This is a genomic window from Campylobacter armoricus (genome assembly GCF_013372105.1).
GTDB classification, from domain to species: domain Bacteria; phylum Campylobacterota; class Campylobacteria; order Campylobacterales; family Campylobacteraceae; genus Campylobacter_D; species Campylobacter_D armoricus.
Map to the genome: position 1 here is coordinate 385,034 of NZ_CP053825.1, position 21,229 is coordinate 406,262.

The following is a 21,229-nucleotide window of genomic DNA, read 5'->3' on the forward strand; positions in this document are numbered from 1 at the left end:
TTTCCTTTTTATGATTAAGTAGATAAAATTCTACTAAAAAAAGGTTAAATTTTAATGAAAATCGCACTTTTTGGTGGCAGTTTTGATCCACCCCATTTGGGGCATAACGCTATAGTTTTGAATGCATTAGCAAATTTAGAGCTTGATAAATTTATTATTATGCCTACCTTTATTAGTCCATTTAAGCAAGAATTTACAGCAGATGAGCAAAGACGCTTGAAATGGTGTAAAGCGATTTGGGGGAATTTAACTAAGGTTGAAATTTGTGATTTTGAAATAAAAGAACAAAGACCTGTGCCTAGTATAGAAAGTGTTGATTTTTTATATAAAAAATATAAAATTTCAAAATTTTATCTTATTTTAGGAGCTGATCATTTACAAAGTCTTGAAAAATGGCATGAATTTCAAAGATTACAAAATTTGGTAGAATTTGTTATAGCTAAAAGAGATGGTATTTTTATACCAAAACATTTTAAAACTTTAGACACTAAAGTAAATATTTCTTCTTCTTTTATAAGGCAAACCTTGCAAACAACACAAGTTTGCGAGCAAATCAAAGAAGAAGTTAAGCTTTATTATTCTAAATTTAAAAATATTTAACAAAAGGAAAAAAATGCAAGAAAGAATTAACAATATAGTTCAAATTTTAGATGACAAAAAAGCAGATTTAATAGAAACTTTTGATATGCAAGATAAGGATTATTTTGTTAAATTTGTAGTGATTGCTACTACTATGGGGGAAAGACATGCACTTTCTTTGATTGATGATTTAAAAACTAATCTTAAAAGCAAAGGTGAGGAGTTTTTGAATATAGAAAGTAGTGAAGAATGGACTGTGCTTGATTTAGGAGATATTTTGATTCACTTAATGAGTGAAACTTATAGAGCAAAATATAATATTGAAGAATTTTTAAAAAGTTTAAATAAAGAAAATCAAAACTAGGAAAAAAGATTTGGATAATTTAATCATTGAACTATCAGATTTAGCTAAAGAATATTTTGAAAATTCAGAATTTGAAAAATGTGATGAGATTTTAAGCGAGCTTATAGCTTTTTGCAAAGGTGAAGTTACACTTGCACAAGATGGTAAAATGATTTTTATAGATGAAGAGGATAAAGAGCGTTTGCTCTTAGAAGCTTACCATAATAGAGCACTTTGTAGATTTTATTGCTTGAAATTTCAAGAAGCACTTGAAAATGTAATTTTAGCAATAGAATTTGATCCTAATAACGCATTATTATTTAATCTTTTGGGTTTATGCAATTTTAAATTAGATTTATTACAAGAAGCACTTTTAGCTTTTAACAAGGCAATAGCTTTAGATAATGCATATCATTTAGCATATTTTAATAGAGCTAGAGTTTGGTTGCTTTTAGATAAACAAACAAAAGCTTTAAAAGATTTGCAAGCTTGTATTGACTTGGCTCCAGAATATCATGAAGCTTATTATACTAAGGCTATTGCCTTACTTGATGTTGATCCAAAACAAGCTTTGCTTGAATTTGAAAAATTACAAGATTTAGGTTTTGAATCCGCACAATTGCTTTATTGCCAAGGTATAGCTTATGAGAATTTGGAAGATTATCAAAAAGCTATAGAATTTTTTACTAAAACGATTGAATATGATGAAAAATATGCTGATGCGTATTATAAAAGAGCTAATAATAAACGCAAAATAGATGATCTAGAGGGGGCTTTGCAAGATTGCTTAAAATCAATTGAATTAGATAATGAAAATGCAATGGCATATTTGATTTTGGGACATATTTATAAAGATTTAGAAAAGATAGAATTATCAATAGATGCTTTTAAAAAATCAATTGAATTAGATGAAAATTTACAATATCCATGTTTTGCATTAGCTAGGGTTTTATATGATTTAGAAGATTATGAACAAGCGTTGAAGTATTATGATAAAACAATTGAGCTTTATGAAGAATATGCTCAAGCATACATTAATAGAGGTAATACTAAAATTAATCTAAAAATGATTGAAGAGGCTATAGAAGATTTTGACTTAGCGGCTAAATACTATCGAGAAAGAGCAAGAAAACATGATTTTACCCCATCAGAATTAGCAGAACTTGAACAAGCAGTTCCTTATGGTTTTTATCATTTAGGTAATAGCTTGTATGAGATAGATAAATACGATGAAGCTTTGATAAGTTATGAAAAAGCTTTGAAATATCAAAAAGAATATCCTGATGTGTTTTTTAATAGAGCTTATTTAAAATCTGATCTTGGAAAATATGAGGAAGCTTTAGAAGATAGCGAACTAGCTGTAAAATACTATAAAAAGCAAAATAATACTCAAGATTATGTTAATTCACTTTCTCAAAGAGCTTGGATTAAAAGCAAACTTGAAAGATTTCAAGAAGCTATAGATGAATACAATGAGCTTATAAAATCATATAAAGATTATATTGATTTAAAAGATGTGTTATTTGAAAGAGCATATTGTGCAAAAGAGCTTGAATCTTATGAAGAATTAATAGCTTATTGTAATGCAGCACATAAGGTAGATAAAAATAATTTTAAGCTTTATTTTTGGCGAGGAATTGCTAAATATAATTTAAGTTTAGAAGAAGAGGCTATAGAAGATTTAAACAAGGCTTTAAAAATTGATAAAAATCACAATGGAGCAAAGTATTATAAAGGCCTTTGTTATGAAGATCTTTATATGTTTGAAGAAGCTATAAAATGTTATGATAGTGTGATTTTAAGTAATGAAGAGGATGATGAATCATATTTTCATAGAGCAAAATGCAAAAGAAATCTTGAAAAATATAATGAAGCTTTAAAAGATATTGATGAATGCTTGAAAATAATTGATGATATTGCGGAGTATTGGATAGAAAAAGCACAAATTTTAAGCTTTTTAGGAAAATATGATGAAAGTTTTGAAGCAGCAAAAAAAGCAAGTGAGCTTGAACCAAAATCATATGAATGTTACCATTTTATGGGTGCGGTTAAAGTGTATTCGCAAGATTTTAAAGAAGCTATAAAATATCTTAATATGGCTTTAAATTTAGATGAAAGTCAAAATTGGACACATTATTATAAGGCAGAATGCTTAAGAAATTTGGGTGATTTTCATGATGCGTTGCAATGTTATGAAGATTGCTTAAAGATAGTAAATGAAAATACCGATGCTTTAGTGGGAAAAATTCAGTGTTTAGAGCAGTTAAAAGAATATGAACAAGCTTTAGAATGCACAAAAGAATTGCTAAAACTCGATGAGGAAAACGAGTTTGCATTAAAAAATCAAAATATTTTAATGCAAAAACTAAAACAGCAAAATAAAAAATGGTGGCAAATTTGGCAGCCAAAAGAATAAATTTTTGTTTATTAATCACAATTTATGTCATTTTAGTAACTTCCAAAATGTTTTTCTAAATATTTTATGCGTTTTTCAAGACTTGGATGTGTAGCTAAAATACCATCAAAAGCTTTTAAGAAAAACATATGCGCGCAATCTTTTGCTTTTGTATTATTAATATTTGTTTTCTTTTGAAATAATATTAGTTTTTTTAAAGCATTGATTAGAGCTTGTGGATTTCTAGTATATTGCACACTTGAAACATCAGCCAAATATTCTTTTTGGCGTGAAATGCTTGCTTGTAATATTCTAGCAAATAAAGTCCCCAAAGCACCTAAAATAAAAAACACCAAAGCTATTGCTCCTAAAACAGCTAAAGCCTTATTACGATCTTTTGATTTGCTTGTGTTTGTTTTACTTAAACCTCTTAACATTATATCTCCTATTAAAGAAATACAATTTAGAGCAAAAATTAACGAAAAAAGTTTTAAATTTAGCGCCACATCTTTATGAAAAGCATGAGAAAATTCATGTCCGATGACTGCTTGTAGTTCTTCTTTATTGAAAAAATTCAATGCTCCTTTTGTAATAAAAATTGCTATTTTTTCATCTTTTTTACCAAATCTTTCACCTGTGCAGAGTGCATTGATTCCTTTTTCTTTAAGCATAATAAAAACTCTAGGAAGTGGCATACTTGAAGCTATCGCCATTTCTTCTATAGCAAAAAGTGCATTTTTTTCTTTAGTAGTAAGATTTTTTCTATCAAGTGAAATTTCTCTTGCTTCTAAAATTTTGGCAAGTTTATCAATGCTTTTATTTTTCATTATAAAAACTTTAATTAAATAAGCAAAGAAAATTATCATAAGCACAAAAAAGCTAAGTAAAAAAGATATTATGTGATAAACTTCATAATTTCTATTGTCAAAAAATTTAATACCACGATAGGTATAAGGTATATGATGCGAAAAATCCTCACGGCTTTCATAAAATTCAGGTGTAAATATATAAAAAACTTTTAAAATTAAAGAATAAGAAAGTAAAATGATGAAAAAAAGTAAAGCAAAAAATAATAAATTTAGCCACAAAATCTTAAATTTAGAAATATTTTGAAGTTCGTAAATATCGCCTTTTAATTTGCTTTGCTTACCTAAGATAAAATGAGTCATGATTAAAATCACTAAAAAACTTATAAAAACAAAACAAAGACTTATAAATAAGTTATTTGCTATAAAATAAAATGTATCAATTACAATTGAATTTTGCCTTAATTCTTCAAAAACCAATAATAAATATTTTAAAATAGGTAATATTTTTTCTATGATTATATCTGCTGATTGCTCAAGTGTTATTATAGTTATAAGTAGAACAAGCACAATAAGAAGCAAGATGAAAATATTTATTATTTGTTTTAGCAATTTTTATCCTTAAAAATTTACTTTTGGTGTTTTGCTGATTTCTTGTTTATCTTCAAATTCAAGCATAATTAAATTTTCTCTAAATTTAGGAAAATATTGCACGATTAAATTTGCCGGAAAACTTTCTCTAGCGGTATTATAATGCATAACACTATCATTGTAAGCTTGTCTTGCAAAAGCGATTTTGTTTTCAGTGTGAGTAAGCTCCTTGCTTAATTGTGTCAAATTTTCATTAGCTTTTAAATTAGGATAATTTTCTAAAACCATATTAAAATTTGAAAGTGCAGAATTTAACGAATTTTGTGCCTCGCTTAAATCTTGCAAACTTTTAGCATTTTTTAAATTAGCATTAGAACTTGCATTTAAAGCATTGTTTCTTGCCATAGTAACTTTTATAAGCGTATTTTCTTCGTGTGAGAGATATTTTTGAGCTATTGTAACAAGATTTGGGATTAAATCATATCTTCTTTTGAGTTGTACATCAATTTGCGAAAAGGCATTATAAGCACGATTAAATAAAGTTACAAGATTATTATAAATACTTACGATATAGATAACTAAAGCTAATATAATTGCTAAAAATATCACAGAAATTATCATTCCATCTCCTTAAAATAAATTATTTTTGCTCCATTTAGGCAGATTTTTTTCTAAACCAGAAGAATGAAACATAAAAAATAAATCATTTTCTTCAAAATCTTTTACTTTCCAATTGTCTATATTTTGCCTAAAAGAACTAGCATTGGCAAAAATAAGATCCATTTTTACAACATTACTCACATCCCATTTATCCAAAGGCTGATTAAAGCTTGAAGCTTTATTAAACATCATTCTCATGTCTCTTACCTTAGAAACATCCCAAGAATTAATGTTTTGATTAAAAGAACTAGCATTTGCAAACATTGCGTCCATTTTTATAACCTTACTTGTATCCCATTTATCAAGTGCTTGGTTAAATTTTAAAGCTCCTGCAAACATTTGCGACATAATTTTAACGCTACTCACATTCCAGTCATTTAAAGGCTGATTAAAAGAAATAGATTCTGAAAACATACCCGCCATATTTTCAACCTTGCTTACATTCCAAGAACTGATATTTTCATTGAAGTTTTTTGTTTGTGCAAACATATTACTCATATCAATAACATTACTTGTATCCCATTTATCAATCCCACTAAAATCTTTTCTAGTAGTTCGTAAAAATAAAGATTTCATATTTGTGATTTTACTTGTATTAATATCACCTAAATTTATACTTTCATCGTTTGCAAACTTATTAAGTTCTTCCCAAGTTTTTGGATAATATTTAAATTTCTTATCAATCTTGTCTATGTAGCCTTTCAGCCATACTGGTGGTTTGTTTTCTATGGCAGATAATTTAAAGGCATCTTTTTTGTATTCAAGTTTATCTGTATTCCAATCATTTAAATTTTGACTAAAACTTTTTGCTTCATAAAACATTGCGCTCATATCCACAACCTTACTTGTATCCCATTTATCAAGTGCTTGGTTAAATTTCAAAGCTCCTGCAAACATTTGCGACATAATTTTAACACTACTCACATTCCAGTCATTTAAAGGCTGATTAAAAGAAATAGCTTCTGAAAACATACTCGCCATATTTTCAACCTTGCTTACATTCCAAGAATTAATGTTTTGATTAAATTTCTTTGCTCCATAAAACATAAAACTCATATCCACAACCTTACTTGTATCCCATTTATCAAGTGGTTGGTTAAAAGCTATCGCCTTGTAAAAAACATTATCCATTTTTCTTATTTTAGAAACATCCCAAGTATTGATATTTTGATTAAAAGACGAAGCGTTTTGAAATATATAGTTTATATTTTTAAGGCTAGTTGTATTCCATTTATTTAAAGGTTTGTTAAAAGCACTGGCATTATAAAACATCGCTTCCATACTTTCGACTCTGCTTACATTCCAAGAATTAATGCTTTGATTAAATTTCTTTGCTCCATAAAACATAAAACTCATATCTGTTACTTTACTTGTATCCCAAGAAGATAGTTTTTGATTGAAATTACTAGCACGGTTAAACATTCCACTCATACGCATAACTTTAGCGGTATTCCATTTATCTAAAGGTTGGTTAAAAGATTTTGCATCTTGAAACATTGCTGTCATAGTTTCTACATTAGAAACATCCCAAGAATTGATATTTTGATTAAAAGAAATGGCATTTGAAAACATTGCGATTGCTTTTCTAAGTTTGCTTGTATTCCATTTATTTAAAGGTTGATTAAAGTTACTTGCACCTTCAAATATACCCGTCATAGTTTCTACATTACTAACATTCCAATCGTTTAAAGATTGATTAAAAGAACTAGCTCCCGCAAACATTGCATTCATATTTTTTACTTTGCTTACATTCCATTTATTTAAAGCTTGATTGAAATTTTTCGCTCCCGCAAACATACTTTCCATATTTTCCACATTAGATACATCCCAAGAACTGATATTTTCATTGAAATTCTCTGTTTGTGCAAACATACCTTCCATATTAGTAACTCTACTTGTATCCCATTTATCAATTCCACTAAAATCTTTTCTATCAAATTTATCATCACCAATATATATAGGATTGTAACCAAACAAACTAAGATTTATTTGTTTAATTTTATGTTCTTTTGCAACTTCCAAACAAGCATCCTTAGCTTGTGCAAAACCACAATCTTCTTTGGTAATATTTGCAAATAAAAAACTCATATCTGTAATTTTACTCGTATCAATCTCGCCTAAATTTATACTTTGATTTTGTACAAGCTTTATGAGTTCTTTTTTATCTTTTGGATGGTATTTAAAATCACTTGCATTTAAAGTAAAAGCTAAAAAGGTAACTCCAAACCCAATGATTTTCAGCAAATTTTTCATATATTTCCTTGTTTAAAAATTTTAAAAATTAAAACTGAAATAGAATTAATAATTTTTATGGTTTTTGTCAAAAGATAATTTAAAAATTGCGATTTTAAATTAAAATAAGCTTTAAAAAAATAGAGCTTTTATCGTGGTTCGAAATTTTTATAGATTATCAATATATTCTTCAATCTCTTTTTTGATTTTGTCTTTTTTATCTTTTAAAGCTTGTTTTTTACTTTTATATTCTGTTTTACTCATATAATCTTTTTGTTTTTTTAATTCTTTTAATTCTTGTTCGATTTTTTCTATTTCTTGCTCTTTAAGTTTTTTAGCTTCTAATTTTTTATCATAATAATAAGGATCTTTGGCACAATCTGCTTGAACTTCCTTTAAAGCGAGTTCTAAACTTAAAACTTTTTCTTGATGATTGTAATTTTTAGCATAAGCTATTTCTTTTTGAATTTGTGCTATCTTTTTTTCACATTGTGTGGAAAAAGCTAAAGAGCAAAGAGCAAGTAAAATAAATATTTTTCTCATATTATACCTTTTTTAAAAATTTTTCTAAATTTTAAACCAAAATATTAAATATTTTTTATTTGGTATTTTTTATAAAAATATGAGTTTTAAATTTTGTTACATTTCCTCTTGCATCTATGTTAAACATTAAAGGTATAAAAGTTATAGTAGAGCCATTGTAAAGCTCATAATCTAGTTGAGAATTTTTTTGATAGGTTTTTAAAATTTTATCAAAATCTATAATTTTTAAAATTTCTTGTTCTTGTAAGTAAAAGTATAAAGTATTATCTTGTATTTTCATTGAGTATTTAAAATTACTTTTATTAGTGAAATTAAATAATACTTCATCATAGTCTTTTTTTAATTTTAAGTATTCAGGATTAAAATTTTTATATATAGAAAGATTAGGATTGAAAGGTTTTGCTTGATTTTTTAAATGATTTAAATTATTTGTCTTTAAAAATTCATCAAAACTATAGTTGTTATTATAATTTTTATCAAAATTATGTAAGGTGTTTTTGATACTTTTAATTTGATTGTAGTATTGCTTACTTTGAATATAGTCAAGATCTAAAGAGTGTATAGAGTTTTCTAGTTTTTGCAATTGGTATTTTTGCGAAGAAAAACTTATGTAATTTGCAAAGAATCCTAAAAATAACGCCATAAACGCAAGTAGATAAAAAGAAAATTTTAATGCTATTTTTTGTTTAAATACGCTTAGATAATTTGCAATCAAAAGCCATAAATTTAAAGCCAATACTGCTAAGCGTTCTGGCGTAAAGCCATATTGTGCAATTCTAATTATAATAGCATAAAATACGAAAATATTTAATGATAGCACTACAATAAAAAAGGCATAGAGTAATGATTTTTTGATTTTATAAAAAGATAAATTTATCCAAAGATTAATTAATAAAAAATTACCAAACCAAAGACATAAATGAACTATACTAAGATTTGTTAAAAGATTAAATAACGCTACCAAGCCATAGGTAAAAAGCATGATTATATATAAAATACTAAAAGTATTTAGTATAAATATAAAAATTTTATTAAAATTAAATGAAGTAAAATTACCAAGTAAAAATAAAGAAAAAATTCCAGCGCTAAAAAGCCATAATGATAGAACACAAGAATCTAACATGCTTGAAGAAATATTAAATAAAAAATCAAACGAACCATAAAATATGGCCAAAAATATACCAAAAATCAGCCAAAAGCCTATACTAAAAGAAAGGGCAGCTAAAAAATTATGAAAATAATTAAAATCATATAATTTTCTTGCGCATACTAAAGCTATAAGAGCTGTTGTTAAGGAAATATATAAAGAATTATTAGTAAAAAATATTAAATAATTTTCTATGTCATCTTTAAAGATAAAATTTAAAAATATATAAAAAATTAGTCCAAAAAATCCAACCCATAAATTTTTCAGACTTTTATAATTTTGTATTAAATTGCTTTTTGTATTAGTAAATGTTTCACAAAAAATTATAAATAGGGTTAAAAGTAAAAAAATACTAGTTTGATATGAATTATAAAAAAATGCTATAAAAAACCAAAAACATAAATAAAAAATAACTCCAAGTGGATGATGTAATAAAGCTATATAGCTAGAATTAATAAATTTTTTAAACATGAATATTTTTTACTTTTTTAAGTAAAATTGATACAAATCCTTCAAAATCAGGCAATTTTAAATCCTTAATTTCTCTTTGTTGTTTTCCCCACATACATTCGGGAAAAAACCCATCTTCTTTAAATCTTGCCATAATATGAAAATGCACTCTTGGTACATAGTTCGCAAAGGAAGCTATGTTGATTTTTTCTGGGTTATAGTATTCTTTAAGACTTAATTCACAAGCTAAAACATATTGAAAAAGCATATTTTGTAAAAAGGTTGGACAATCACTTAATTCTCTGTAGTTTTCTTTAGTAAAAATTTTTACCCAAGGAATTTGAGAATTTTCTTTTTCTATAAATAAAAAATCGTTTTCATAAATCATACTAACTCTTAAGAAAAGACTAGGATAATCCTAGTCTTTTGTTTATTTTTTTGGTCCTATCATTTTTGTAGGATCTACAAATTTAGCAAAATCCTCTTCGCTTACTAAGCCAAGCTCCATAGCACTTTCTTTTAAAGAAATACCTTTTTTGTGAGCATTTTTTGCTACTTTAGCTGCATTTTCATAGCCAATATGTGGATTTAATGCAGTTACTAGCATTAAAGAATTATGTAGGTTAAAATCAATTTTTTCTTTATTTGGTTCTATACCAACAGCACAATGGATATTAAATGAATGCATGGCATCGGCTAATAAATCAAGACTTTGTAAGAAATTATAAATAATTACAGGTTTAAATACATTAAGTTCAAAATTTCCTTGACTTGCTGCAAAACCAATAGTTGCATCATTTCCCATAACTTGTACTGCAACCATAGTTAAAGCTTCACACTGAGTAGGATTAACCTTGCCTGGCATGATAGAACTTCCTGGTTCATTCTCAGGTATGTTTAACTCTCCAAGACCACATCTAGGACCACTTGCTAGCCATCTAATATCATTTGCTATTTTCATTAAATTTGCGGCCAAACCTTTCATAGCCCCATGGGTAAAATTAATTGCATCATGACTTGTTAGTGCATGAAATTTATTTGGACTTGAAATAAATTTAGTGCCTATTAGTTTGCTTAATTCTTCGCTTACTTTTTCACTAAGTTCTGGATGAGCGTTTAATCCTGTACCAACAGCTGTTCCACCTATTGCAAGTTCTCTTAGTGTAGGTAATGAAGCTATGATTTGTTCTTTTGAGTGAAGCAACATAGAAAGATATCCGCTAAATTCTTGTGCTAAGGTAAGTGGTGTAGCATCTTGAAGGTGGGTTCTTCCTATTTTAATAATTCCATCAAATTCTTTTACTTTCTTTTCAAAAGTTGCAATAAGATCATCTAAAGCAGGGATAAGTTTTTTTTCTACCTGCTCTACTGAAACTATACTCATAGCAGTTGGGAAAGTATCATTTGAACTTTGGCTCATATTAACATGATCGTTTGGATGGACGAGTTTTTCTTTTCTAAAATCTCCACCCATGATTTCTGTAGCACGATTTGCTATAACTTCATTCATATTCATATTGCTTTGTGTGCCTGATCCTGTTTGCCATATAGCCAGTGGGAAGTTATCGTCAAATTTTCCTGCTATAATTTCATCGCAAGCTTGTACGATAGCATCTTTTTTAGCATCGTCTAATTTGCCAAGTTTGTTATTTACTAAAGCCAAAGATTTTTTAAGATTTGCAAAAGCATAAATTAAAACTTTTGGCATTTTTTCGCAACTAATTTTAAAATTTTCAAAACTTCTTTGCGTTTGTGCACCCCAATATTTATCATTAGGAACTTTAATCTCTCCCATAGTATCGTGTTCGATTCTATATTCCATGGCTTTTCCTTGTAATAAAATAAGATATTGATATTTAAACCAAATAAACCCTAAAGTTTGCTTATAATTTAAAAAATATTTATAAAATTTTTTAAAAAAGTGTAGTTTTTTCAAAACTACACAAAATATTATTCTACAGTAACACTTTTTGCTAGATTTCTTGGCATATCCACATCATTACCAAGTCTTATAGATACTTCTAAGGCTAGAAGTTGTAAAATCACCATCATTTCAAAAAATTCACACATATAATGTTCTTGATTAGAAGTTTTAATAAAATCATCACTTAAATCAAAATCAAGTGGAGAGATAGCAAGCAAGGTAGAATCTCTTGCAGCTAATTCTTCTACATTTGATTTTGTTTTTTCATAAAGGCAATTTTTCGGTATCAATGCGACAGTAAAAAGCTCACTATCTGCCAAAGCTATAGGTCCATGTTTCATTTCGCCCGCTGGATATCCTTCAGCATGTAAATATGAAATTTCTTTGAGTTTTAAGGCTCCTTCTAAAGCTAATGGATAAAATACATCTCTACCTATGAAGAAAAAGCCATGACCATGTAGATATCTTTTTGAAATTCTATGAACCTTTTCATGTAAGCTCTGCTCAACTTTAACTATACTTGGTAAGCTTCTTAGAGCTTTAATTTCTTTATTCATATCTAAATTTGCTTTTTGTGCAAGGTAAATTGCAAGCATCCATAAAGTCGCTACTTGGGTAGCAAAAGCTTTAGTTGAAGCTACGCCTTTTTCAATTCCTGCTCTAGTAAGTAATGATATATCAGCCAAACGCACGATGTTAGAATTATCTACATTGCATATTGCTAAAGTTTTAATTCCTTGTGCTTTTGCTATTTTTAAAGCTTCTAGCGTGTCAGCTGTTTCTCCACTTTGTGAAATTACCACAAAAAGAGTGTTTTTACCTATAATGGCTTCTCTATATCTAAATTCACTAGCTACTTCAACTTTAGTTTTAATTTTAGCAAGTCTTTCAAGCAAATAAGCTCCACTTAATGCTGCATGATAGCTTGTACCGCAAGCACAAAGTGTTATTTCATCAATATTTTGTAAAAGTGATTCATCTATGTTTTCAAAAACTATTTGCTCACCTTGCAAGCGTCCCATTAAAACTTCGCCTAAAACTCTACTTTGCTCATAAATTTCTTTTTCCATGAAAAATCTATAGCCATCTTTTTGAGCATAACTTTTATCTTGACTTAGAGTTACAAAAGTAGGTTGGATGCAAGCTTGATCATGGCAAATTTTGCATTCGTTTAAATTAACATATCCATAATCTCCATCTTCAAGATAAGCCACTCTATCAACCAAGGAAACTAAAGGCGCATCGCTTGATGCAAAATAGTATTCATTTTCATCGCCGTTTTTTCCAATGATAAGTGGCACTGCATTTTTAGCAAAATAAATAGTATTTGGATCTTTTTTACTTACAAGTAAGATTGCAAAAGCACCTTTTAGCTCAGCTATAGTCTTTTTAAAAGCTTCAAATGGCTCTAAATTACTCGCATAGTATTCAAATAAATGCACAATAACTTCAGTATCGGTTTGACTTAGAAAATTAATGCCTTCTTTGATAAGTTTTGTTTTTAATTCTTGATAATTTTCTATAATTCCATTATGTATTACGCAAGAATATTGTCCTAGGTGAGGATGAGCATTGATTTCAGTCGGTTTTCCATGTGTAGCCCAGCGTGTGTGTCCTATAGCAAGTCCAAAACCATCACTAGTAAAATTAATAGTTTTGTTTGCTAAATTTTCTAACTTTCCAACAGCTTTGAAAAAATCAAGCTCCCCGTCCTTCATTACAGCTATGCCAGCACTATCATAACCTCTATACTCAAGTTCTTTTAAACCATCTAGTATGATTTTTTTCTTTTCCTTGGTTCCTATATATCCTACTATTCCACACATTTTTTACTCGCTTATTAGTGATTTAAGAATTTGATCTTTATGATCTTGCAAGCTTTTGTTTTTATGCAAAATCAAAACATTTCTTGTTCTTTCTTTTATAGTTTGAATTTTTGCTGCACTTAAAATAATATCATATCTTACAAGCACATCCATTACATAAGCCATTAAACCTTTTTGATCTTTGGTGTTTAAAGTTATTTTGGCATAATTTTTGGAATAATTCATATCTAATTTTAGTTCATCTTTTTTAATGTTTGGTTTTTTTGCTTTTTTTTGTACCTTTAAGTGCAGTTTAGAATTGAGTAAATTTTCTAAACTTTGTTTTTGATTATCACTAACTATATCTGAATATTCAAATTTAAGATAAACCTTTTCTTCAAATAGTTCAAAAAAACTCATAAAGACTAAATTTAAAGAACTTAAAGTATTAAGTATGTTTTCAAGATTATTTTTTCTATTCATTATAAGTTCTAGAGTGAAATTATCTTGATTATCAAGCCAAAAAATAAAATTTTCTTTTTGGGCAATTTGTATTATCTTAATGATTTTTTCAAAGCTATTTTTTATAAAAAATAAATTAGATTTAATATGAATTATATTATTTTGTGTTTGTTCATCAAGCTCTAAAAAAGCTTTACTTCTTTTTAAAGTCTGTTCTTTTTTAACTCTTCTTTGCCCCTCATCAATCAAATTTTCATCTTCAAAGCCTTCTAACGCATTTTGAAATAGCCTTTCAAGACTTTTGTAGTAAAAATGATTTGTGATATTTAATGCTTTGGCATTATAAAAAGATAAGATATGTAAAATTTTTAAGGTTTTTATATCATTTAGTTTAGAGATGAAATTTAAAACTATAGTAGAGTTGTAAATATCTTCTTTTTCTATAATGTCTTTAAATGTATTGAAATTTTTAAGTAATCTTAATCCAAGATCTTGTAAATTAATGTTAATTTGAAATTTTCCCACATAGGCTCTATAAATATTTGCTAAAGAAATTTCATTTTCTTCACGAATTGCACTTAAAAGTATCGTTAATTTTAAAATCAAAGTCATATTTTCATCAAAATTATGCTCACCTTCTTCAAAATATCTTAAACAAAGCAAAGCTCTATCCAATGCACTATAACATCCTTCTTCTTCAAGTAAAAATTTGCTTTGGATAAGTGGCTTACAAAAATCTTTTAAAACATTTGCATCAGATAAAAGTTTTAAGATGCTATATGAATGTTTTCTTTTTAATATATTTCTAAATAACTCTAGATTTTCATTATTATTTTTTACTCTTTTTAAGGTAAAAACTAAACGAATATCAAAATTATAATCTTGATCTTTTAAATTTAAAAGATCATTTAAGATGATTTTTAAATCTTTCTCGTTTTTTGAGTAAATAAAATTATTTTCAGTATTTTGAAATACTACTTGCTCTTTATAGTGTTTTTCTTGAATACACCTTGCTAAAAAATGCGTATAAAATCCACAAGTTTGTATGCATTGCATTGCTTTTTGAGTGAGTATGGATTTAAGATCTAAATTTTTCTTTTCTTTTCTTTGCATTAAATTCGCTAATTCTTGTGAATTTTGTATCAAAAATAAGTCAGTATTTTTGTTTTCTAAAAGATTCATTGCACATTTAAGCGAAAACAAAAAATCACTAGAAAGCTTAAATTCGCTTAATTCTTTTTCGTCAATAAAAGAGAGCATATAGTTTTTAGGAGAATCTTTAAATAAGATATTTAAATTCTCTAATTCTAATTGCTCGTCTAAGCCACCAAAATTCTTGTTTATATTAAATTCTTGATAGATTAAAGGTTGATAAAAAGGATTAAAATTTTGTAAAATTTTTAAAGCAAAATCATCCTTAAATTCTTCTTGGGCTTGATTGATTTTTTCTTTAACTTGTTTAAATAAAATTTTTGAACCACAAATATATCTATTTTGTAGTATATTTTGCTTTAATTCGTTTTTGGCTATATTGTATAATCCATTTATTTCACAAATTTGGTAGTTGATGCTTAAATTAATATCATTTAAAGAAGTGATAAATGCTTTCATTAAAGGTTTTATATTATAAGCTTTAATATCTTTATATATCAATAACAAATCTATATTTTCTTTTATACTTAAATTCATTTTGGCATATTGTTTTATAGCTATTACACAAAATGGTATTTTATCATTATGTGGATAAAAATCATCAAAAAAATCATTTAGAATAAGTTCATAAATATCTTCTATAAAATGATCAATTTCTTTAGAGTGATAAAAGCTAAAAGAGCCTTGTTTTAAAAAAAGTCTAGAACTATATGATTCATAATCTTTTAAAGAATTTTTTAGTTTCTGAATTTTTTGCATATTCATAATTGAAAATAATTCCTTATTTTAAGTTTTTAATATCATACCAAAAAATACTTTGTATTAAATTTTAAGTAAGTTGAAATTATAATTATACTTTAAATTTCAAAAATGGTAAGAATATGCAAGCAATTATAGAAAAACTAGAAAAACAAGAAAGGTTAAACGAAGAAGAGGCAAATAAGCTTTGGGATTTAGAACTTTTTACTTTAGCTAAATATGCACAAAAAGTCCGCTTAAATTTGCATGACAAAAAGGTTTATTTTAATATCAATCGTCATATAAATCCTACTAATATTTGTGCAGATACTTGTAAATTTTGTGCTTTTTCAGCACATAGGAAAAATCCTAATCCTTACACTATGTCGCACAAAGAGATTATGAAAATAGTTGATGAAACGGTTCAAAGGGACACTAAAGAAATTCACATTGTCTCAGCACACAATAAAAACACATCATGGCAGTGGTATTTAGAAATTTTTAAAATGATTAAAGAAAAATATCCATTTTTACACATTAAGGCTTTAACTGCTGCTGAGGTTGATTTTTTAAGTAGAGCTTTTGATATGAGTTATGAAGAAGTTATAGAAAAAATGCTTGAATATGGTGTGGATTCTATGCCAGGTGGTGGAGCTGAAATTTTCGATGAGGAAGTTAGAAAAAAAATTTGCCATGGTAAAGTAAGTAGTGAAAATTGGTTAAAAATTCATAAGCTTTGGCATGAAAAAGGTAGACAAAGTAACGCCACAATGCTTTTTGGGCATATAGAAAGCAGAGAAAATAGAATTAATCATATGATAAGATTAAGAAATCTTCAAGATCAAACCGGTGGGTTTAATGCTTTCATCCCTTTGGTTTGGCAACAAGATAATAGTTTTATTATAGGTAAAAAACCACTTGGTTCGGTAGAAATTTTAAAAACCTTGGCTATTGCAAGGATAGTGCTTGATAATATTAAAAATATCAAAGCTTATTGGGCAACTATGGGTATAAATTTAGCTATGGTAGCTCAAGATTTTGGTGCAAATGATTTAGATGGTACTATAGAAAAAGAAAGCATACAAAGTGCAGGTGGCGCAAAAAGTTCAAATGGCTTGAGTTTAAAAACTTTTATAGAGATGATTAAAAGTTCAGGTTACATTGCTGTGGAACGCGATAGTTTGTATAATGAATTAAAAACTTATTAAGGATAAAAATGGATTTTTTTAAACTTAAAGAGCATAATAGTGATGTAAAAACTGAAATTTATGCAGGTGTTGCTACTTTTTTAGCAATGATTTATATTATACCAGTTAATGCAAATATTATGAGTAATTCAGGTATGCCACTAGAAGCTTTAATTGTTGCAACAGCTTTAGTAACTATTATAGCTACTACTTTTAATGCCTTTTTTTCAAATACTCCAGTAGCTATGAGTGTGGGTATGGGTTTAAATGCGTATTTTACTTTTAGTGTGTGCTATACCTATCAAATTCCTTGGCAAAGTGCTTTAGGAGCTGTGTTTTTATCAGGTATTGTTTTTACTTTATTATCTTTTACTAATTTTAGAATTTGGGTTATAAAAAGCATACCTAATGATTTAAGAAAAGCCATATCAGCAGGTATTGGAACCTTTATAGCCTTTATGGGGCTTGTGCAAATGGGGGTTATTACCAAAAGTGAAGCAACTTTAGTGGGTTTGGGTGATTTTTCAAACACTAAAGTGCTTTTTGGCTTGTTTGGGTTATTTTTGGTTTTTGTTTTTTGGGCTTGGAAGGTTAAAGCGGCTTTTATTTTAGCTGTTTTTGTGAGTGCTTTATGTGCTTGGATTTTTGGTATTGATGGAGCTAAGTTTCCTGAACAACTTTTATCTTTACCAGTTATTAGTGGAGATAATGGTTTAAGTGCTATATTTGGTAAGCTTGATATTAAAGGTGCATTAGAGCTTAGTATGATACCTATAGTTTTGACTTTTTTTGTAACTCAACTTTTTGATAGTGTAGGTACAATCACAGGTGTAGGTTCAAGAGGAAAAATTTTTGATGATCCAGAACAAGGAGAAAAAAAGCTAGGTAAAACCCTAGGTGCAGATGCGGTAAGTTCAGCTATGGGGGCGGTTGTTGGTACTTCTACTGTGACTGCTTTTGTAGAAAGTTCAGCAGGGGTAGAAGCAGGTGGTAGAACAGGTCTTACAGCCTTGGTTACTGCTATATGTTTTGTTTTTACTTTGTTTTTATTGCCGGTATTTAAAGCTATTCCTGCAAATTCTATCTATCCTATTTTGGTGCTTGTTGGTGTTTTAATGTTCATGGAAGTTGCAAATATTAATTTTAAAGATAAAGCTATAGCAGTAAGTGCGTTTTTTATTATCATTATGATGCCACTAACTTATTCTATTACTACAGGTTTTGCTTTCGGATTTATCACATATTTATTTATGCGTATTATGCAAAAAGAATTTGATAAAATCAATCTTGGTATTATTGTTTTAAGTGCAATTTCATTGCTGGTGTTTTTATTACAATTTTTATAGGAAGTGATTATGTATTATTATACTTATGAAGAATTTCAAAAAGAAATTATTCCTTTTACACGCAAAATTAAGGAAGAATTTAATCCTGATGTATTACTTGCCATTGCAAGAGGTGGTATGACTTTGGGGCATTTTTTGGCAGAAGGTATGGGAAATAGAAATTTATTTTCTTTAAATTCCATTCATTATGAGGATACTCAAAAATTAGATACGATTAAAATTTTTAACATTCCCGATTTAAGTTCATATAAAAAAATTCTTTTGGTAGATGATATTATAGATAGTGGTGAAACTATGATAGAAATCAAAAGAGTTTTAATGGAAAAATATCCTCATTTAGAGCTCAAAGTAGCAAGTGTTTTTTATAAACCTTCAGCATTATTAATCCCTGAGTTTTATATAAAAGAAGCTAAAGAGTGGATTGAATTTTTTTGGAGTATAAAAATTTAATCTTTTCAAAAAAAATACTATAATGATAATTTGTATTTTATTTTGAAAGGAAAGGACTTATGAGACTGACAAGAAGAAAGTTTTTAAAAGGACTTGTTGCTACTTCAGCTATTGCTTCGGTTAATCCTTTAATGGCTGCAAGTGAGGGAACTAAATTTTATGATACTTGTGCAGAAAAAATAGAATTTTAAGATTTTTACAATCTCACGCAAGCAATGGGCCTGTAAAACTTGACTAATTAAAAATGAAAAGGTATTTGCTAGCTGTTTTATTTTTTGATTTTTGTGCTTTATTATATGGTGTTAGTACTTTATCTATAAGTTACAATGAAGCACAAATTTATTTTTACGATCATAGCTTAATTGCTATGATCGCTAGATTTGGCACCGCTCTTTTTGGTCAAAATGACTTTGGTTTAAGAATTCTGTTTATTTTACTTCATTCTTTAAGTTGTATTTTACTTTATATTCTAGCATTAAAATACACTAAAACTTCTTTTGATGCTTTTGTATCTGTAATTTTATTTATATTATTACCGGGTAGTGTTGCTAGTGCCTTACTTATAAATGAATCAAGTATTGTAATCTTTTTAACGCTTTTGATTTTAGTATTGTTTGAATATAAGAAATTTTTTTTATTTTATATTTTGTTTATTTTGGTTCTTTTTATAGATAAAAATTTTGCGATTTTATATTTATCTTTTTTCTTCTATGGGGTTTATAAAAAAGATAAAATACTTATGGGAGTTTCTTTGGTTTTGTTTGGTATCTCTATGAGTATTTATGGTTTTGACGCAAGTGGCAAACCTAAAGGATATTTTTTAGATACCATAGGAATTTTTGCAGCTTGTTTTTCTCCGTTAATTTTTCTTTATTTTTTTTATGTTGTTTATAGAATTCTTTTGCAAAATGACAAGCCATTGTTATGGTTTATCAGTGCTACCACTTTTATGTTTTGTCTGATATTTTCTATTAGACAAAGGCTTTTTTTAGAAGACTTTTTACCTTTTTGTGTGGTTTGTACCCCGCTTTTAATTCGTTATTTGATGTCTTCTTATCGCTCAAGAGTTCCTGAACTTCGCTTAAAACATAAAGTATTTATAGAGTGTTCTTTGATTTTTTTAGCTATTTTTTATATTGGAATAATTTTTAATCATAGTTTTTATTATATATTAAAAGATCCTAAAAAGCATTTTGCATATGATTATCATATTGCAAAAGATTTAGCTATGAAGTTAAAAGAACAAAATATCAATTCTATTACCCTTAATGATGATAGTTTGGCTTTAAGATTACAATTTTATGGAATTTCTAAAGGCAAAATAAAGCTTGTATTTATGCAAAAACCTGGTGATTTATATGTGAAGTTGGGTAAGCATAAGATATATTTTAATTTAAAATGAAGAAATCTTTCACGCTTATAGAATTAGTTTTCGTTTGTATAATACTTTCAATTTTATTTTCTATTGGATATTTTTATTTTAAACCAGATTATCTAAGATTGGGTGCAGAGCAAATTTTAAGTGATATTAAATACACTAGACATTTAGCAATGATGCAAAATGACTTTAGAGCAAGAGAATTTAATGTCGCAAAAAGAGAATGGTTTAAAGCTAAATGGCAAATATATTTTATACGCTCAAAATCTGCAACCAACAATGAACAAACATATACAATTTTCTTAGATAAAAATGGAGATGGTAATGCAAATATAGGAAAAAATCTAATCAATAAAGACAGGGAAATAGCAGTTGATTTGATAAATCCAAATATTTTGATGAATTCAGGGCAAAGTGGGGTAATAAATCAAAATGATTTTAAAACAAATCCTAGATATAATATAGAAAAAACTTATGGAATTAATGAGGTATCATTTGAAGGCTCATGCAAAGGAGGTACTCGTTTAATATTTGATGATTATGGGCGTTTATATACTCCATTAAAGAATTCTTCAAGAGTTTATGATAAATTATCAAATCCTTTGAATAATTGCATAATAAAATTATCCAATAAAAACAATAAACATATATGTATTGTTGTAGATCCTATAAGTTCTTATGCTTTTATTCCAAAATTTACACCATCAAATAAACAATTAATTGTTTTAAATAATAAAACCATGTATTGTGAAAATTTATAATTATTTAGTTTCCAAACATTAACTATCAAAGAGCATAATTACAATTGTAAAAGCAAACATTCATAGATAACTCCTTAGTTTTTAAAGATCTAGTTTCAAACTAGATCTTTAAAGATATTTACAGAGTTTAAAATATACGCAATTAAAATTTTATACTCTTTGCTTTATATATTTAAAATCCATCAATAAACTTTTTTAATCAATATTTATTTACTTTAAGATTTCTTATATAAAACTATGCTATAATACAAGCCATAGTTTTAATTTTAATAAGGAGAAT

General features: G+C 27.3%; 18 protein-coding genes. 9 read left to right on the plus strand and 9 right to left on the minus strand.

The window, feature by feature from the left end; translation table 11 throughout:
* Positions 1 to 54: 54 nt before the first annotated feature.
* From nadD to CARM_RS02030, 3 genes are read left to right on the plus strand one after another with little or no spacing between them, the layout of a single operon-like run.
* Positions 55 to 600, plus strand: coding sequence for a nicotinate (nicotinamide) nucleotide adenylyltransferase (nadD, locus tag CARM_RS02020; RefSeq protein ID WP_139424628.1), 546 nt, complete (start codon positions 55 to 57; stop codon positions 598 to 600).
* Between the two features lie 13 nt (positions 601 to 613).
* Positions 614 to 943 carry a ribosome silencing factor gene (gene rsfS / locus CARM_RS02025; protein ID WP_012661160.1) on the plus strand — a complete coding sequence of 110 codons (330 nt, stop codon included), beginning with the start codon at positions 614 to 616 and terminating at the stop codon, positions 941 to 943.
* A gap of 10 nt (positions 944 to 953) precedes the next feature.
* Positions 954 to 3,338, plus strand: coding sequence for a tetratricopeptide repeat protein (locus CARM_RS02030; protein ID WP_139424630.1), 2,385 nt, complete (start codon positions 954 to 956; stop codon positions 3,336 to 3,338).
* A gap of 32 nt (positions 3,339 to 3,370) precedes the next feature.
* Here CARM_RS02030 and CARM_RS02035 read toward each other — a convergent pair whose 3' ends face one another.
* From CARM_RS02035 to CARM_RS02075, 9 genes are all read right to left on the minus strand, one after another.
* Positions 3,371 to 4,735: a M48 family metalloprotease gene (locus tag CARM_RS02035; RefSeq protein ID WP_139424632.1), complete on the minus strand. Its 1,365-nt coding sequence runs from the start codon at positions 4,733 to 4,735 to the stop codon at positions 3,371 to 3,373.
* A 9-nt stretch (positions 4,736 to 4,744) separates the two neighbouring features.
* A complete protein-coding gene (locus CARM_RS02040; RefSeq protein ID WP_139424634.1) occupies positions 4,745 to 5,335 on the minus strand; it encodes a LemA family protein in 591 nt (196 codons plus the stop codon).
* Positions 5,336 to 5,344: 9 nt separating this feature from the next.
* Positions 5,345 to 7,627, minus strand: a complete 2,283-nt coding sequence (locus CARM_RS02045) for a BspA family leucine-rich repeat surface protein (protein ID WP_139424636.1) — start codon at positions 7,625 to 7,627, stop codon at positions 5,345 to 5,347.
* Between the two features lie 147 nt (positions 7,628 to 7,774).
* Positions 7,775 to 8,149 (minus strand): DUF1090 family protein, encoded by a 375-nt coding sequence (locus CARM_RS02050; protein WP_139424638.1) that lies wholly within the window; start codon positions 8,147 to 8,149, stop codon positions 7,775 to 7,777.
* A 55-nt stretch (positions 8,150 to 8,204) separates the two neighbouring features.
* A complete protein-coding gene (locus CARM_RS02055) occupies positions 8,205 to 9,272 on the minus strand; it encodes a DUF4153 domain-containing protein (RefSeq protein ID WP_139493259.1) in 1,068 nt (355 codons plus the stop codon).
* Between the two features lie 487 nt (positions 9,273 to 9,759).
* Positions 9,760 to 10,134, minus strand: a complete 375-nt coding sequence (locus CARM_RS02060; protein WP_139424644.1) for an HIT domain-containing protein — start codon at positions 10,132 to 10,134, stop codon at positions 9,760 to 9,762.
* A gap of 42 nt (positions 10,135 to 10,176) precedes the next feature.
* Positions 10,177 to 11,568, minus strand: a complete 1,392-nt coding sequence (fumC, locus tag CARM_RS02065) for a class II fumarate hydratase (RefSeq protein WP_139424646.1) — start codon at positions 11,566 to 11,568, stop codon at positions 10,177 to 10,179.
* Positions 11,569 to 11,696: 128 nt separating this feature from the next.
* Positions 11,697 to 13,496: a glutamine--fructose-6-phosphate transaminase (isomerizing) gene (glmS, locus tag CARM_RS02070; protein ID WP_139424648.1), complete on the minus strand. Its 1,800-nt coding sequence runs from the start codon at positions 13,494 to 13,496 to the stop codon at positions 11,697 to 11,699.
* Positions 13,497 to 13,499: 3 nt separating this feature from the next.
* Positions 13,500 to 15,854 carry a nucleotidyltransferase gene (locus CARM_RS02075; RefSeq protein ID WP_139424650.1) on the minus strand — a complete coding sequence of 785 codons (2,355 nt, stop codon included), beginning with the start codon at positions 15,852 to 15,854 and terminating at the stop codon, positions 13,500 to 13,502.
* A gap of 116 nt (positions 15,855 to 15,970) precedes the next feature.
* Between CARM_RS02075 and mqnE the strand changes: the two genes are divergently transcribed.
* From mqnE to CARM_RS02100, 6 genes are read left to right on the plus strand one after another with little or no spacing between them, the layout of a single operon-like run.
* Positions 15,971 to 17,035 carry an aminofutalosine synthase MqnE gene (mqnE, locus tag CARM_RS02080; RefSeq protein ID WP_139424652.1) on the plus strand — a complete coding sequence of 355 codons (1,065 nt, stop codon included), beginning with the start codon at positions 15,971 to 15,973 and terminating at the stop codon, positions 17,033 to 17,035.
* 8 nt (positions 17,036 to 17,043) lie between these two features.
* Positions 17,044 to 18,360 carry an NCS2 family permease gene (locus CARM_RS02085; RefSeq protein WP_139424654.1) on the plus strand — a complete coding sequence of 439 codons (1,317 nt, stop codon included), beginning with the start codon at positions 17,044 to 17,046 and terminating at the stop codon, positions 18,358 to 18,360.
* A gap of 9 nt (positions 18,361 to 18,369) precedes the next feature.
* Entirely contained in the window at positions 18,370 to 18,810 is a 441-nt protein-coding gene (locus CARM_RS02090; RefSeq protein WP_139424656.1) for a phosphoribosyltransferase, read from the plus strand.
* Positions 18,811 to 18,869: 59 nt separating this feature from the next.
* Positions 18,870 to 19,001, plus strand: a complete 132-nt coding sequence (locus CARM_RS08490) for a hypothetical protein (RefSeq protein ID WP_280525981.1) — start codon at positions 18,870 to 18,872, stop codon at positions 18,999 to 19,001.
* A 53-nt stretch (positions 19,002 to 19,054) separates the two neighbouring features.
* On the plus strand, positions 19,055 to 20,212 hold the full coding sequence (locus CARM_RS02095; protein ID WP_139424659.1) for a hypothetical protein: 1,158 nt from the start codon (positions 19,055 to 19,057) through the stop codon (positions 20,210 to 20,212).
* Positions 20,209 to 20,949, plus strand: coding sequence for a pilus assembly FimT family protein (locus CARM_RS02100; protein WP_139424661.1), 741 nt, complete (start codon positions 20,209 to 20,211; stop codon positions 20,947 to 20,949). The genes CARM_RS02095 and CARM_RS02100 overlap by 4 nt, the downstream gene beginning before the upstream one ends.
* Positions 20,950 to 21,229: the final 280 nt, after the last annotated feature.

What these genes read in the sequence shown, in the direction of transcription:
- CARM_RS02085 (WP_139424654.1), top strand. Translation starts at nt 17,044, where the DNA reads ATGGATTTTTTTAAACTTAAAGAGCATAATAGTGATGTAAAAACTGAA.
- CARM_RS02060 (WP_139424644.1), bottom strand. Translation starts at nt 10,134, where the DNA reads ATGATTTATGAAAACGATTTTTTATTTATAGAAAAAGAAAATTCTCAA.
- glmS (WP_139424648.1), bottom strand. Translation starts at nt 13,496, where the DNA reads ATGTGTGGAATAGTAGGATATATAGGAACCAAGGAAAAGAAAAAAATC.
- CARM_RS02090 (WP_139424656.1), top strand. Translation starts at nt 18,370, where the DNA reads ATGTATTATTATACTTATGAAGAATTTCAAAAAGAAATTATTCCTTTT.
- rsfS (WP_012661160.1), top strand. Translation starts at nt 614, where the DNA reads ATGCAAGAAAGAATTAACAATATAGTTCAAATTTTAGATGACAAAAAA.
- CARM_RS02055 (WP_139493259.1), bottom strand. Translation starts at nt 9,272, where the DNA reads ATGTTAGATTCTTGTGTTCTATCATTATGGCTTTTTAGCGCTGGAATT.
- CARM_RS02075 (WP_139424650.1), bottom strand. Translation starts at nt 15,854, where the DNA reads ATGAATATGCAAAAAATTCAGAAACTAAAAAATTCTTTAAAAGATTAT.
- mqnE (WP_139424652.1), top strand. Translation starts at nt 15,971, where the DNA reads ATGCAAGCAATTATAGAAAAACTAGAAAAACAAGAAAGGTTAAACGAA.
- fumC (WP_139424646.1), bottom strand. Translation starts at nt 11,568, where the DNA reads ATGGAATATAGAATCGAACACGATACTATGGGAGAGATTAAAGTTCCT.
- CARM_RS02050 (WP_139424638.1), bottom strand. Translation starts at nt 8,149, where the DNA reads ATGAGAAAAATATTTATTTTACTTGCTCTTTGCTCTTTAGCTTTTTCC.
- CARM_RS02095 (WP_139424659.1), top strand. Translation starts at nt 19,055, where the DNA reads ATGAAAAGGTATTTGCTAGCTGTTTTATTTTTTGATTTTTGTGCTTTA.
- CARM_RS02100 (WP_139424661.1), top strand. Translation starts at nt 20,209, where the DNA reads ATGAAGAAATCTTTCACGCTTATAGAATTAGTTTTCGTTTGTATAATA.
- nadD (WP_139424628.1), top strand. Translation starts at nt 55, where the DNA reads ATGAAAATCGCACTTTTTGGTGGCAGTTTTGATCCACCCCATTTGGGG.
- CARM_RS02040 (WP_139424634.1), bottom strand. Translation starts at nt 5,335, where the DNA reads ATGATAATTTCTGTGATATTTTTAGCAATTATATTAGCTTTAGTTATC.
- CARM_RS02045 (WP_139424636.1), bottom strand. Translation starts at nt 7,627, where the DNA reads ATGAAAAATTTGCTGAAAATCATTGGGTTTGGAGTTACCTTTTTAGCT.
- CARM_RS08490 (WP_280525981.1), top strand. Translation starts at nt 18,870, where the DNA reads ATGAGACTGACAAGAAGAAAGTTTTTAAAAGGACTTGTTGCTACTTCA.